Source organism: Microcoleus sp. D2_18a_B4, assembly GCF_036702475.1.
In the GTDB taxonomy this organism is placed as follows: domain Bacteria; phylum Cyanobacteriota; class Cyanobacteriia; order Cyanobacteriales; family Microcoleaceae; genus Microcoleus.
The window spans coordinates 1-14,509 of record NZ_JAUBTL010000007.1 but is presented as its reverse complement, the minus strand read 5'-3'; the positions used below and the strand labels follow the sequence as shown (position 1 = coordinate 14,509).

General features: G+C 47.0%; 12 protein-coding genes and 1 pseudogene. 8 read left to right on the top strand and 5 right to left on the bottom strand.

Annotated features, from left to right (window positions below; genetic code table 11):
• The first annotated feature begins 56 nt into the window (after positions 1–56).
• Both QUB04_RS06135 and QUB04_RS06130 read left to right on the top strand, forming a co-directional pair.
• Positions 57–2,537: an NACHT domain-containing NTPase gene (locus QUB04_RS06135; protein WP_333282243.1), complete on the top strand. Its 2,481-nt coding sequence runs from the start codon at positions 57–59 to the stop codon at positions 2,535–2,537.
• 254 nt (positions 2,538–2,791) lie between these two features.
• Positions 2,792–3,068, top strand: a pseudogene (locus QUB04_RS06130) (saccharopine dehydrogenase-like oxidoreductase); the annotation flags it as partial.
• A gap of 388 nt (positions 3,069–3,456) precedes the next feature.
• Here QUB04_RS06130 and QUB04_RS06125 read toward each other — a convergent pair.
• The 4 genes from QUB04_RS06125 to QUB04_RS06110 all read right to left on the bottom strand — a co-directional run bounded on the left by QUB04_RS06125 (position 3,457) and on the right by QUB04_RS06110 (position 5,482).
• Entirely contained in the window at positions 3,457–4,071 is a 615-nt protein-coding gene (locus QUB04_RS06125; protein WP_333282239.1) for a hypothetical protein, read from the bottom strand.
• A gap of 200 nt (positions 4,072–4,271) precedes the next feature.
• Complete coding sequence (locus QUB04_RS06120; RefSeq protein WP_333282236.1) at positions 4,272–4,550, bottom strand: hypothetical protein; 279 nt, start codon at positions 4,548–4,550, stop codon at positions 4,272–4,274.
• A 100-nt stretch (positions 4,551–4,650) separates the two neighbouring features.
• Positions 4,651–4,926 carry a helix-turn-helix domain-containing protein gene (locus tag QUB04_RS32490; protein WP_445301039.1) on the bottom strand — a complete coding sequence of 92 codons (276 nt, stop codon included), beginning with the start codon at positions 4,924–4,926 and terminating at the stop codon, positions 4,651–4,653.
• Positions 4,865–5,482, bottom strand: coding sequence for an IS607 family transposase (locus QUB04_RS06110; protein ID WP_333282231.1), 618 nt, complete (start codon positions 5,480–5,482; stop codon positions 4,865–4,867). Before QUB04_RS06110 ends, QUB04_RS32490 begins: the two co-directional genes overlap by 62 nt.
• Before the next feature lie 535 nt (positions 5,483–6,017).
• Between QUB04_RS06110 and QUB04_RS06105 the strand changes: the two genes are divergently transcribed.
• From QUB04_RS06105 to QUB04_RS06080, 6 genes are all read left to right on the top strand, one after another.
• Positions 6,018–7,586, top strand: a complete 1,569-nt coding sequence (locus QUB04_RS06105) for a serine/threonine-protein kinase (protein WP_333282227.1) — start codon at positions 6,018–6,020, stop codon at positions 7,584–7,586.
• Between the two features lie 520 nt (positions 7,587–8,106).
• Positions 8,107–8,439 carry a DUF6825 family protein gene (locus QUB04_RS06100; RefSeq protein WP_190660406.1) on the top strand — a complete coding sequence of 111 codons (333 nt, stop codon included), beginning with the start codon at positions 8,107–8,109 and terminating at the stop codon, positions 8,437–8,439.
• A 111-nt stretch (positions 8,440–8,550) separates the two neighbouring features.
• On the top strand, positions 8,551–10,317 hold the full coding sequence (locus QUB04_RS06095; protein ID WP_333282224.1) for an AarF/ABC1/UbiB kinase family protein: 1,767 nt from the start codon (positions 8,551–8,553) through the stop codon (positions 10,315–10,317).
• Positions 10,318–10,732: 415 nt separating this feature from the next.
• Positions 10,733–11,464 (top strand): PP2C family serine/threonine-protein phosphatase, encoded by a 732-nt coding sequence (locus QUB04_RS06090; RefSeq protein ID WP_333064224.1) that lies wholly within the window; start codon positions 10,733–10,735, stop codon positions 11,462–11,464.
• A gap of 98 nt (positions 11,465–11,562) precedes the next feature.
• On the top strand, positions 11,563–12,765 hold the full coding sequence (locus tag QUB04_RS06085) for an anhydro-N-acetylmuramic acid kinase (protein ID WP_333282222.1): 1,203 nt from the start codon (positions 11,563–11,565) through the stop codon (positions 12,763–12,765).
• A 98-nt stretch (positions 12,766–12,863) separates the two neighbouring features.
• On the top strand, positions 12,864–13,295 hold the full coding sequence (locus tag QUB04_RS06080) for a hypothetical protein (protein WP_445251382.1): 432 nt from the start codon (positions 12,864–12,866) through the stop codon (positions 13,293–13,295).
• A 439-nt stretch (positions 13,296–13,734) separates the two neighbouring features.
• On the opposite strand, the gene QUB04_RS06075 is transcribed toward QUB04_RS06080, so the two are convergent.
• Positions 13,735–13,932 (bottom strand): NblA/ycf18 family protein, encoded by a 198-nt coding sequence (locus tag QUB04_RS06075; RefSeq protein ID WP_006635253.1) that lies wholly within the window; start codon positions 13,930–13,932, stop codon positions 13,735–13,737.
• Positions 13,933–14,509: the final 577 nt, after the last annotated feature.

Here is a 14,509-nt window from a genome sequence, read left to right as displayed (position 1 = left end):
GCTAGATAGAAGATACTGAATTCGCTTTCAGGTAATAGAGAGGCTAGTCCATGTCAATGCCGCGTGACTTTTTAATTGAGATGGCTCGTAAGTATGCGCTTTCGCCAGAGCAAGAGGATGCTTTTGTAATCTGGTTTAGCAGTAACAAGACAGAGTTGGAGATAGCAACAGAACTCCATATCAGCAACAGTGCGCTTACCACTCGCATGAGCCACGTTTACAAAAAGTTCAGTATCAACGGTAAAGGCCCTGGTAAATATGGTCGCTTGCTCAATTTTCTGACTGCTGAATATCGTAAATGCAAGGCTTCGGACTCTCCAACTTCTAATCTGTCAGAGGATGAGTTAAATGACTTGGTGCAAGAGGTGCGCCAGAATTGCCGCGAGATGATTCAAGACCAATGCGGTACAATGCGATTACTCACCATGTCACAACCCATTGACGTAAGTGACCTCTACACCAACGTCAATATTCTGGAAAAAATTACCAGTCATCGGCGGCGCGAAATTGATGAACTGTTGCAAGACTGTAACCCAAAAAACTTCGATCGCTTCGGACTTGGCAGAGTAACTGATAAACGAATACTAGGACTAGAAGCGGTTGACAAATACTCAAAATTGATTGTGCTGGGTAAGCCAGGGTCAGGAAAAACCACATTTTTAAAATATTTAGCAATCCAGTGCGATCGAGGTAAATTTCAAGCTCATCGCCTTCCTATTTTTCTCACGCTCAAGCAGTTTGCAGAAACTGAAGGAAAACCTAGCTTACTGGAATACATCACCCAGATGTTTTCTGATTGTGATGTTTCTGCTGACCAAATAGCTGTCCTTTTCAAGCACGGTAAGGCACTGGTTTTACTCGATGGTTTAGATGAAGTAAAAGATGAGGATAACAACCGTGTTATCAAGCAAGTTCGCGATTTTTCTGACAAGTTTCGCACGAATCACTTTGTAATGACTTGTCGGATTGCAGCAAAAAATTATACTTTTGATAAGTTTACAGAGGTTGAAGTCGCAGATTTTGATGACAAGCAGATAGCCACCTTTGCCCGAAAATGGTTTCAAGCTAAGGAAGAAGGGAAATCAGAGGAATTTATTCAACAGCTTAGGGAAAACAACCGGATTCGAGAACTGGCAACAAATCCGTTACTGCTAACGCTGTTATGTTTGGTGTTTGAAGGCTCAGCCAAATTTCCCGGCTTACGTTCAGAACTTTATGAAGAAGGAGTAGATATTCTGCTGAGAAGATGGGATGAAACGCGAAAGATTGAGCGAGAGCAGGTTTATAAAAATCTCTCATTGCAGCATAAGAAAGATTTACTCAGTCAAATTGCTCTAACGACATTTCAGCAGGGAGACTATTTCTTTAAACAGAAACAACTAGAACAGTATATTTTTGATTACATCCGCAATCGCCCGGATTCTCAAAACGACCTAGAGGCGTTGCAGCTAGATAGTGAAGCGGTGCTAAAATCAATTGAGGCGCAGCATGGATTATTAGTGGAACGGGCGCAGAAAATATACTCTTTTTCTCATTTGACATTTCAAGAGTATTTCACGGCTATAGAAATTGTTAAAAATTCGGAAACATCAGCTTTGGACAGTTTGGCAAGTCACATTCTTGCTTCAGGTTGGCGGGAGGTCTTTTTACTTGTGGCTGAACAGTTGCCAAGTGCCGATAAACTCTTACAGTTGATAAAACAAGAAATTGATGGTCTCATAGCCGAAGATATGCAATTGCAGGAGTTATTAAACTGGGTTAGCCAGAAATCAAGTGCAATTTCTGTAAGTCACAAACTGTATGCTGTTAGAACATTTTATTTTGAAATAGCCCTGTTAATTGATCATGCTTTGTTTAGTGAGTTGGACTGTGATGACTTTTTTTTTCCGACTCGTAATGAGGCTGATGCTTATGCTCTTTGTCATTCCATTGACATCTGTTTTAAGCATGAGCTTTCATACTTTAGAAATGCCGATATCAATCCACAAGATCGTAAGCTTGCTCCTGTTCTAGAGATTTATTGTACTCTGCCTCGTCTCCTTTTTGATACTCGATATTTAGCTACGGTTGAAAAGGAGACAGGACCTTTTAAAACTATAGAATATGATTCCCTATATTTCACTATTCCCAGAGACATAGCTCTTGTAATAGATTGCTGTATTCATCCTGACACAAAAGGATTACAGGCAGCACTAAGTCAACTCAATAATAGACTACCATCTGAAAATAAGAACAGCATTAATCAAGAATGGGAATATGAAGAATTAGAACGAGTAATGGAATGGTGGAATGAACACGGTCAAGTCTGGTTCGAGGACTTAAAGCTTGCGATAGTTGAGCACTGTAATATAGGTAATGATTGGCAGTTTAATTCTGAGCAATATGAGGTGTTGCATCAGTATCACGAAGCTCATCTATTTCTGATGGAATGTTTCAATAGTGCTTCTGTTAATACAAGTCATGAAGTGCGTGAGGAAATTAAGGAGACGTTGTTGTTACCAATAGCTGAGATTCCAAACAGGAATAACAACAACTGAAGTGCTATATTTTGCGGGTATTAGTGACCAATAGTTGTGAACCTAGAAAATTTAACTATTTAGTTTAACAACTCAAACGTCCTTCCCTAGGTATCTCTTTGGTCTGATCTTATTGGCGCGATCGTATGTGACAGTTGCGTAAGCCCTGGCTATATTAAAACCAAACACAATCTAAATATATTCTTCACTTGTCCCCTATTGACAGATCATAAAAAATTGTCCGCTCTCAAGAAAGCCCCGTGAATGACGTACCAAAAGCCCAAGCAATGACTGATGCAGAAGTGGAAGCACTGTTAGATAGCACCGGCGATTTATTGAAGCTATAAAATATGGAACACGCCGATGATATCATGTTGGAAGTGGCGGGAATTTGCGATCGCGATCGAGTCACACTCGGCGTCGTCCATACCCGCAATTCCAAAAAACCCCTGAGCACGAACGTCCAAATTACCGATCGCACATTCATTCGAGGGCTAAATCTCAACCCACACCTTTACATTAGGCGACGCAACCAGCATAAAAGTCAAGGTTTGAACCCAGCTAGAGGGGTCATTCGATTTGAGATTTGAGATTTGAGATTTGAGATTTACTCCATGAATTTGGGAGCTTGAACTTTCGTCTAAAATTTTCATTTCTCCACGACATCGGGGGTTTGTATCCGTTTTTGGGCGGGTCACAAATGCCAAAGCGATAGATTAATTCGATTGTTTGAAATACGATCTACCTATGGAGCAGAAACATTCCTTTCCCCACCCAAAATATTTTTGAATATCTGCATATAACAACCCGATTCGGGATTCGCAAACATCAATATTTCTCTCTTCTCTCTTTCTCTGCGCCCTCTGCGCCCTCTGCGGTTTGTTAAAAAAAATCTACTTTACTTCAAGCAATACGATGGCTATAGGCGATCGCACCCACCCTACAAATCAAAACTCTCTTCACCAATACTTCCCAGTTCCCCGCTACCCAGAAACTCTTCCTCCTCTACTTCCTCACTCCCAGACTCGAAACTTTCCACCACAAAAGGCAAACCAGCCGCCATCAAACCCCGTTGAACCAGTTCCGGCGTTTCCTCAAACAAAACAAATAGCGGATGAACAGCCTCAGCTTCATCGCTGTAAATATGTCTGTAGCGCTGCGGCATCACCCATTCGTAACCTTTATCCAGCCAAACCTGAGACTGCCGCCAGCGGCCGAGCAACTCAGAAAACTCTTCGCCCGGACGATGAATGAAAATCAAAATTTCCACTCCAATTTTAACTTTCCATTCAGGATCGCACATCAAAATCGCCAAATCGCAGGGCAAACAAACTGCCTGTCCGGGCGATATGCTAGTGCCGCTGCTTCCCGCATAAGAAACCCCGTCCCGCAAGCGCGCAATTGGCAAAGGAATTGTGATTAAACTCTCATGGGCGCGGCGGATACTCGGAATCATTTCCATGTAAACCCGATATTTTTTCAGCAGGGCGATCGCTGCGGAAGATTCGCTGTACTCTGCTAGTAAAGTCTCGTAATGTGATTGTTTAACAGACATTTTCAAACCAAAGAATAAGTAATTACTAATTTGCTAATTGCTAATCGATCGCTTCTAGTTACTAGGAAGACCCCATTTGTGACAACTTAAGCTCAAGTTCCCCCCTTCGGAGAACTTGAGCTTGCCTCCAGGCCTTGCTGTGTAACCCGAACAGCGATTGAAGCATTTATGGCTATGGGCTACAAATGTCGGGAGAATGCTTACAGGCAATACCTCAGCCGCTTGAATTGCCTTCCTTTACTTACCCCTATGCGGGACATTAATTTGTCTAGATGTCTTGCTAGCCGATAGATGCGACCGATATCGTTTTTTCCTATTTCGATAAAACCACTGCCGTCAAAACCAGTAAGGAAAGTTCTAACGCCAGGATCTAAGGCTATAACCAAATCGCTATCAATCGGCTTGATTTTTGGTACATCAATTGCATAGCAGATAAACCATTGCCTGTTAATCAAGCTGAGTGTTGGTTCCTGTTGCATTACCTCGATGATAGGTTCCGAGGCTTTAAAGGTTAGCCCTTTAGTAGAAGTTGGATAAAAAGTCCCCAATTTCCAATTAGACGTTTGAAACCTGATAGTCTCAGATGTATCGAAAAGGCTTCTGAATTTTGCCGTTCATGATTGTCTTTTTAGCTGCCTTATGCGCTTCAAAAGCTTGAAACACTGCCATTTGTCGCGGATTGTAAGGTTGCTCGGAAACCCAGTTGGGAGCCGAATCCATTACCTTTTTTCTTAAGTCATACTTACCAATTCTTTCGTCTTTAAGGATAGCAATTGCTTGGTTGTAACACCATCTACTTGCTGCAATCCAAGTCCTCCATTTGGCTGCTAGCTTGGCTTCCGGGTAAACTCGAATCTTCTTTGATAGCAGATTTGTATTTTCGCAAGCCGTAGAGTCGGCAACTAAAGACGTGGATGATGGCAAGGATATCTTCAACCATTTCTCGTTCTGGAGACAGCTCGTTTCTGCCCAGAACCATGAGTTGGCAATTGTTTTGCTCGCAGATCCATTTGATGAGATCGCCGCCAAACCGGCACAGTCTGTCTTGGTGTCCCACCACAACTGTTGAGATATCTCCTGACATGACTTGTCCCAGAAGGGCAAGCAGCGCTTTTCTTTTGAAACTGAGTCCGCCTCCGATGTCTTTGAAGACTTTAGCTTGCGGGTAGAGACTTTGGAGGTAGCTGACTTGCCTGTCAAGGTCTTCTCGTTGTTTGTAGCTGCTGACTCTGGCGTAGATGGCTGTAATTCGGTCGTGTCCGGTTCCGAGAACGCTGTCGATGTCGTAGCGTCGCTGGTTGGAGGGGGTTCTGATTGCTGATATTTTGTCGGCAAGCTCCCAGTTTCTAAGGGTTTTGTCTGAGACTTGCAGGATTTTGCAAGCTTCTCGCGGTGTGACATATCTGGTCATCGCTAGGTGGTATTTTTGTTCTCAATACATAATATAAGGTTTTACAAGGATTTACAAAGAATTTCTAAGAAATCGTTTACTTTGCGACGGCAGCAACCCGCCTAGGGTCTATCTCCAAAAGCGTACTAGGATACGACAAGCGAGTTCGGGCGTGCCCCGCCCTACTGGATTGACTGAACCGAATTAGGGATTTTCTGGTATTGAGAATGCGTTGACTCTCTAGCTGTGTTTTACAAGGTTTTCGCTACCCTTCTTTGTGCTTTTAAAGAGCTTTCAGGTTCGAGGGTGCCGACTAAAAGTCGCTTCACAACCGCCCACCTTGGGGATTTCAACCATCTCTATTTTAATCCAAAGCCGTGCTAGAAGCACGGGGTTTTAGACCCATTTTTTCGATAAAATGACGTGGGGATGCCAAGATTAAAAATATAGCAGAGCTAAAGCTCAAACTAGGGCCCCGATCGCTCGAACTTCACCCCTAACTCTGCGAAATAACCCAAAGGCGGTAGCATAGTTTGGGAAACGGCATCAACTGAAGATGAACTTAGCGCCAGCAACAGTCCTGCAACAGGGCAAATACAAAATTAACGCGACTTTAGGGATAGGAGGGTTCGGCATCACTTACCGAGCTATCCACACCCATTTAAACCAAACCGTCGTACTCAAAACCCTCAACGAAAGTCTGCGCCAACACCCAGCATCTGCCCAATTTCAGCAGCAGTTTATTGCCGAAGCCCAACGCCTGTCGCGGTGTCAGCATTCCAACATTGTCAGAGTAATCGACTTTTTTGAAGAAGCCGGACAGTCTTTTATCGCAATGGACTACATTCCCGGCCAAACTCTTGCCCAAATAGTCGAAACCGATCGGCCGCTGCCAGAAGCCCAGGCCCTGCACTATATTCGGCAGATAGCCTCAGCCGTAAGTACAGTTCACCACAGCGGATTGCTGCACGGAGATATCAAGCCAGAAAATATTATCCGGCGAGCCGATTCTCACGTAGTAATGTTAATAGATTTCGGAATTCCCCGCGGCTTTACCGCCGATACCAAACAAACCCACACTAACTTGCTCTCCCCCGGGTACGCGCCGATCGAACAATACCTCTATGACGGTAAATGTACACCGGCCACTGACATCTACGCGATCGCAGCCACCCTCTACTACTTACTCTCCGGCGTGGCGCCCGTAGCAGCACCCCTGCGCGATCGTATTCCCCTGACTGAGTTGCGGCAATTTCAGCCCAACCTCAGCCCGGGAATCGAGCGAGCCATCCTTCAGGGACTCGAAATCGACCCCCACAACCGCCCTCAGACAGTGGAAAATTGGCTCACCATGCTGCAAGAAACAGAGCGAGTATCAGTAAAAAGAAAAGGCAAGCAAAGTCTAAGATTGCCCGCACCTCCCCCGCCGCAGTTGACTTTTGTGGCGTTTGTCGTAACGGCTGCAATTGCAGGCTGGATGGGTTTTGACCTAGCATCGCACTACAACACCACCAGTCTCAGCAATCGGCCCAAAATTGAGTCCTTCCCCTCTCTCGAAGATTTGCTCAAATCCCGCGATTTGTCAGGGCCGATGTTCGGGCAGCCGTCTGTCGAAAGCAGCCCTCTGTACCCCATCGAACTCAACAAGCGTCCCAAACCCCCCAAAGACAGCAGCAACATTCCCGAACAGATCGAGCCCTCAGAAACTAGCGCCGAACCTTCTGAGTCCCCAAACCAGGAAACTCCCGCCCCAGAGCCCGCAGCGGAACCGGAGCCATCCCCGACGCCCGAACCCGCAGAGGAGCCTTCTGAGTCCCCCATTCCAGAGCCTCAAACCGAAATCGAGCCAGCACCCCAACCAGAAGCTGCACCAGTACCCGAAGTTGCGCCCCTGCCTGCAGAACCGCCCGCCGCACCCGCCTCGCCTGCCCCTGAGAGTGCTAGCGCTGAAACCCTGCCGCCGTCGGCATCCCCGTCGCCAGTAATAGCGTCGCCGATCGACCGATCGCCTGAGCCTGCGATACCAAGCCGCAGTGGCAACAATTCAGATAGTTCGATCGCACCTGATTCACCACCCCCTGTGGCAGAACCCACAGTGCCTTTTCCCGAACCTGCGACAAATTAGTATGGTTTTTGTTGGTTAAAAGTGCGGACAAATACTTGGTTTTATGACTCAGCAAATATCTGCTCAGTAGTTGAGATAATAAAGCCAAACCTAGCCAACGACTATCTTCCAAAAACTTCCGTCGAATCTGGAAATCCCAACAGTCGCCGTCTGAGTTTAGGGAATATTTCCTATTCCCTCTGCAATCCAAATGCCCGCAAAAAAATGCAGGACTGTTTCCTATTTTGATTTAAATTATGTTAGAATATGTGCGCGGCGCTGAGGTGGTGTGAGGTCGCGTATTAATGCTGCCAAGCTGCCAACATTTTGGTACAAAGCAACCCCAACCTCGAATTTGAGCCAGTCTAAGCGACCCTTTTGGGCTACGCCGTGGCGCGTTAGACTGTTCTAAATCTCAAGAATCCCATCTCCGACACTCGGGGTGGGAGTGTCAATTCCCCCAAAATTCCTTCCTTTGGGAGCAAGCATCATCGGGGACAAGCAAGTTATAATTTGTTGCGGAAGCGCACAGAGACTTTTTATGAGTAAACCCCCAGTTCATGCTTTTTTTGTAGGCAGAGCACTTGCCGAAGCACTGTACGAGCAATTAGAAAGCGCAGCAACCAACGCTTTCTCTGAACTCGGCAAATTTGACGCCGAACAAAGAGAACGCCTGCGGCAGTTCACCGATCGAGTTGTGGAACGGGCAAATCGTGCTTCGGATGAGGCGATGCAGACCAGAACTGGCACTGCAAGCACCACAACTATTCAAGACATCCATCCCGCTGATTTGCAAGCGACTATTGACGAGCTGCGCGCCGAAGTGGCTCTGGTGCGATCGGAATTACAGCGTTACCGCAGCAGTTTGCCCTAGCGATCGACTCGACCACAACTATTATTTACTACGTGAGCGCATTGCTTTGCGCTCCTGCGCTCCTACTTTCAATCAAAGCAACAACATAAAATAAGCAATTTGGGAACCCAAGTGTCTGCTCTCCTTGATGACTCTGTTAATCGCCAGCGCTCCCCCAAGCACACTGGCGAAGCCGATGAGCAAAAAACTGCTAGTAAATCCTACAAAAGTAAAGCTTATCGCTGGAATCGCGAAAAATACTCCCGAAAGCGGCGCTTCTTCGACATTTGGGCCTTTGTCTTGCTCTGGCTGGCTTCCCTCTGGGTCGACAGCAAAAATTGGAGCTACTGGGGAGGCGTGACTGAAGAAAAGAAAGTTGCCAGACGCCGCTTTCAAGCTATCTGGGTTCGAGAAACACTCTTGGATTTGGGGCCAACTTTCATTAAAGTGGGGCAGTTATTTTCTACCCGCGCCGATTTGTTCCCGGCAGAGTTTGTCGAGGAACTTTCTAAGCTGCAAGATAAAGTGCCTGCTTTCAGCTACGAGCAGTTAGAGGTAATTGTTGAGCAAGATTTGGGCAAGACAGTTCAAGAACTCTACCGCAGCTTTGACCCGGTGCCCCTGGCCGCTGCCAGTCTGGGTCAGGTACACAAAGCTCAACTGCATTCGGGTCCGGAAGTGGTGGTCAAGGTACAGCGACCGGGACTGCGGAAGCTGTTCGAGATCGATTTGCAAATTCTTAAGGGAATTGCCCGCTACTTTCAAAACCATCCTAAGTGGGGCCGCGGTCGAGATTGGATGGGGATTTATGAGGAATGCTGTCGCATTCTGTGGCTGGAAATTGACTATCTCCATGAAGGCCGCAATGCTGATACTTTTCGCCGTAATTTTAGCAACTGTGACTGGGTGCGGGTGCCGAGGGTTTATTGGCGGTACGCGGCTCCGCGAGTGCTGACTTTGGAATACCTGCCAGGGATTAAAATCAGCCACTACGAAGCTTTGGAAGCGGCCGGTATCGATCGTAAATTAATCGCTCAGTTGGGGGCAAAAGCTTATTTGCGGCAGTTGCTCAACGACGGCTTTTTCCACGCTGACCCACACCCCGGCAACATCGCTGTTAGTGCTGACGGTTGTCTGATTTTCTACGATTTTGGCATGATGGGGCAAATCCAGTCGAACGTCCGCGAAGGACTGATGGAGACGCTCTACGGCATTGCTTCCAAGGATGGACAGCGGATTATGGATTCTCTGATCAATTTGGGAGCTTTGGTGCCTACGGGTGATATGAGTCCGGTGCGCCGCAGCATCCAGTATATGCTGGATAACTTCATGGACAAGCCTTTTGAAAATCAGTCTGTGAGCGCGATTACCGATGACCTTTACGATATTGCTTACGACCAACCTTTTCGCTTCCCAGCTACTTTTACTTTTGTAATGCGAGCTTTTTCCACCATCGAAGGGGTGGGCCGAGGTTTAGATCCCGAGTTCAACTTTATGGAGGTGGCACAACCTTTTGCCATGCAGCTTATGACTAATGGAAATGGCCATGATACAAGTAGCAGCATTTTTAACGAAATCGGCCGTCAGGCGGCTCAGGTGAGTTCGAGTGCTTTGGGTTTGCCCCGCCGGATTGAGGAGACTATTGACAAACTCGAACAGGGAGATTTACGGATTCGCGTCCGTTCTGCCGAAACAGAGCGATTGATCCGCCGCATGACCAGCGTTCAAATGGGCACGAATTATGCTTTGCTGATGAGTGCTTTTACTTTGTCGGCGACAATTTTGTTTGTCAGCAATCAAGTCTGGCCGGCTGTCGCTGTTGCCGTGCTGGCGGCGGGTGCAGGGTTTGCTCTTATGCGTTTGTTCAAGCGGATCGATCGTTTAGACAGGATGTCATAATTGTCCAATTTGGGATTGGAAATTTCAGGTTTGAGATTTCTCGCCAGCCAAAATTTGACATCGAATGTTAAGTTTTGGCTGCAATACCACAGATTGCTAAAATTTACAACCCTTACGCGCTTTGAGGCTAAAAACCCGGTTGCTGCCTAAGTTTTTCGCCAGCCAAACCTCTGATTTTGGGTATAAATCCAGTTTTTTTTGCAGGTGCTGCTGAATTTACTGGATTTACCGAAATTTTAAGACGGGATTACCATCATATCGATCTACAATATGAGGTCAAGGAAGTGCAATTTTTCCAAAACTCGCGATCGCGGGCTGCAGAATTTCAAGTTTGTTCGGGATTTAAGTTTTGGAATAAAAAATCGCACCCCATTAAATCAAGCTTTCAAGTTCGATGAGTCCAATCACCCAATCTATGAAACGCTCTTTCGCAGGTAAGACAGACACAGGGCTAGTTCGTTCCGTAAATCAGGATTCGTACTACATAGACTCTGACGGGCGATTTTTCATAGTGGCCGACGGAATGGGAGGACACGCCGGAGGTCAAGAAGCCAGCCGGATTGCGACTCAGGCGATTCAATCTTATTTGCTCGAACATTGGGAAGGGCCAGAGGATTCTCCGCTGTTGTTGGAAAAGGCTTTTTTAATTGCCAATCAAGCAATTTTGACGGATCAGCTCGACCACCCGGAGCGTGCTGATATGGGAACTACGGCTGTGGTTCTAATGTTTAGGGATGAGGGCCGACCCTGGTGCGCTAATATCGGGGACTCTCGCTTGTACCGACTGCACGGCTCTCGCTTGGAACAGATTACTGAAGACCAGACTTGGGTGGCTCAGGCTGTGAAAAGAAAGGCTCTAACTCCTGACCAGGCTCGAACTCATCCTTGGCGTCACGTTTTGTCCCAGTGTTTGGGCCGCGATGATTTGCGGGAGATAGATATTTTGCCGGTGGACGTGCAGCCTGGGGATCGCTTGCTGCTCTGCAGCGATGGCTTGACTGAAGAACTTTCCGATCCTTTGATAGCTTCGCCTCTGAAGTCGATTCGCGCCTGCGAGGGCGCTGCAAATGCTTTAATTCAAGCAGCTAAGGATAAAGGTGGACGCGATAATATTACTGTGGTGATCGTGACGATCGACCTCAAATAATATTCGATCGCCCGATCGCACCCGACCATCTAAAATCGAAAAATCGAAAAAGTGAACAATCTAAAATCTAAAATCTAAAATCTAAAATCTAAAATTGAATGACCCGCGTTATCGGTTTGATCAGCGGCACGTCGGTGGATGGCATTGATGCTGCTTTGGTGGATGTCGTCGGTTCCCAAACAGACTTGAAAGTGCAATTGGTGGCCGGCAAGACTTTCTCTTATCCTGCTAATTTGCGATCGCAAATTCTCTCGGTTTGCAGTGGCTCAGCTTTGTCAATGGCTGAACTAGCGGAATTAGATGATGCCATCGCCCAAGAATTTGCCACGGCGGCCTTGACAATTCAAGCAGAATATGATAAAGCCGAATTAATCGGCTCTCACGGTCAAACCGTCTACCACCGACCTCCTGGGAAAGCCCAGAAAGACAGCGCCGGTGCGTTAATGGGCTACAGCTTGCAACTGGGGCGGGGCGCGCTAATTGCGGAATTGACAGGAATTACTACGGTGAGTAACTTTCGATCGGCAGACATTGCTGCCGGGGGTCAAGGAGCACCCTTAGTGCCAATAGTTGATGCCTGCCTGCTGGCGGACCCCAACCTCAGCCTCTGCATCCAAAATCTGGGGGGAATTGGCAATGTTACCTATCTTCCGGCTAGGGGAAAAAGGGGAAAAAATGACGAGTCTGAGATTTTCAGTCTTGGGGATGGCATATCCGGCTGGGATACAGGCCCGGCGAATTCCCTGTTAGATTTGGCAGTACAGCACTTCTCAGGCGGCACTAAGACGATCGACGCAGGTGGAGCTTGGGCGGCATCGGGCACTCCCTGTCAAACTTTAGTCGAGGATTGGCTCGCATCAGACTTCTTCCGCCAAGCACCGCCGAAATCAACGGGGCGAGAGCTATTTGGTGTAGACTATTTTGACAGGTGTTTGGTCGAGGCCGAAGGTTACAACCTCAGTCCTGCTGACGTGCTGGCTACTCTGACAGAACTGACTGTTGCCTCGATCGTTCACAGTTACCAAACTTTTTTACCGGCTATGCCCGATCGAGTTTTACTATGCGGGGGCGGCAGCCACAATCTCTACTTAAAACGCCGATTGCAATCTCAATTGCATCCAGTGCAAGTGTTGACTACTTCTGAGGCAGGCTTGAATGTAGATTTTAAAGAGGCGATCGCTTTCGCGGTTTTAGCCGCATGGCGGGTTCGGGGCATTCCCGGCAATCTGCCTCAAGTGACTGGTGCCCGGACATCGGTACTTTTAGGAGAAATTAACTCTTGTTGGCACAGTTGGGCGTGATAGCATAGAGTCTGAGGGACAACGGCTGTGCGTTGTTGCACCAGCATTGTAGCCAGCAGGAAAAGCATAGGAACAGCACTGTGGCTCACACGTTTTTAATGGAATCTGGCCAATGGACGCTCGAAGGAAGCTGGATTGAGCGCAATGGCGTGCCAATTACGGTTAAAGGCAAAACTTTAGTGAGCTGGAACCGAACAGATTGGTTCAGTATGGTGACCAAGCTCGTATTTCCTGGAGGCGATCGCGAAGAGATTATTTTGCAGTACCGAGGACACCTCAACAGCGATGAACGGCAGTATACTTTTGTACTCCAACACAGCGAACTCGCCCGCGTCGAGGGCGAAGGTTGGATTGCTCCCCAGTCGATCGTCCAGCGTTATTGGGTATTGGGAGACGAACGCCAGCGGCGGACGGGTTTTGATACCCTTCACCGGGTTGATGACAACCGCTACTACCAATCTAGCGGCATCATGTCTGGTCATTACTTGACGAGTACAATGGAAGCAACTCTCGAACGTCAGGGGGAATAACTCTTTCTAGAGTCCACATTTGCGAGTTCTAGGGTTTGATGTGAAAATTGAAGGTTTTGCTAGTCGGATGTCGCGCTCAGATGTCCGACTAGCGCCATTGCGGTCAAACCTTATCCGCTGCAACTAAAGACAAATATATTTAATAGTTAAAAATTTTAATGGGTTAAAAAATTAACACTTATTATTAAGAGTTATCCAATTTTCGAGTCGAGGCGCGATAAATTATCTTTGCGATCTCCGGTGGTGTCGATCGACAAACTGCTTACCTCGACTTCCACATTCAGTGAAATCCACAAAGGAATTGTCAAATTTTCCTCACGTCTGTACAGATGCCTTCTACCTTCTACCTTCTGCCTTCGAGTGACGCCCCATCACCCCCAACTCCTTTCCGCTTGAGGGAACAGAGTAAGAGACGGAGGTCGCCGACTGCGACTCTTGGTTATTCAACGCCTGGGTTAGGTTCTAAACCCCAGTGGTGTTTCAGAAAATGGCGGTACATGGTTTCTCGTAGCATCATTTGCTCGTAAAGCTTGACCAAAAACTCCTGAGCTTGTTCACGGCTCATGTCACTTACCTGTGTTTTGAAGGAACACAGGCTAAATTGCTGTTCCAAAGACAATTCTGCTGGTTGGCTCATGACTTTGACTCCTCTGTAAGTAAAGGTGACTTAAAAGTGAACACCTGGATTAACCAGATTTGTAAGTTGTTTCAGCGATCGACCATTGGTTTCGGGATGCCCGATTTCCCATCTGGCTTTAGTCTATATTACAAAAGGTAACAATGATTTGACAAAATTACCATATGTCCTAGGAAATAACTTACTTCTGGATAGAGATGCCGAGATGTCTGCAAAAGTTCCTTCCGCAGGCATATACAAGTGTATCTACTTGTCAAGAGAAAAAAGGCTCAGTACGAACCAAAAGAATTGAAGCCCTTTATACCAAATCCGGCGGAGATTCTCTCCGCGAGGGGGAGAGGGGGAGAGGGGGAGATGAGGAGATGAGGAGAGTGGAAGAGCGGGAGATGAGGAGAGGGGGAGAGGGGGAGAGGGGGAGATGAGGAGATGAGGAGATGAGGAGAGTGGAAGATGGGGAGAGGGGCAGATGGGGAGATTGGGAAAATTTCTATTTCTCTGTTCTGATACTTTTAATCCAGACAATCTCCGACAATCGGCGAAAATCTGAATATAGCACACTCATCAGACAGGTCCCAGA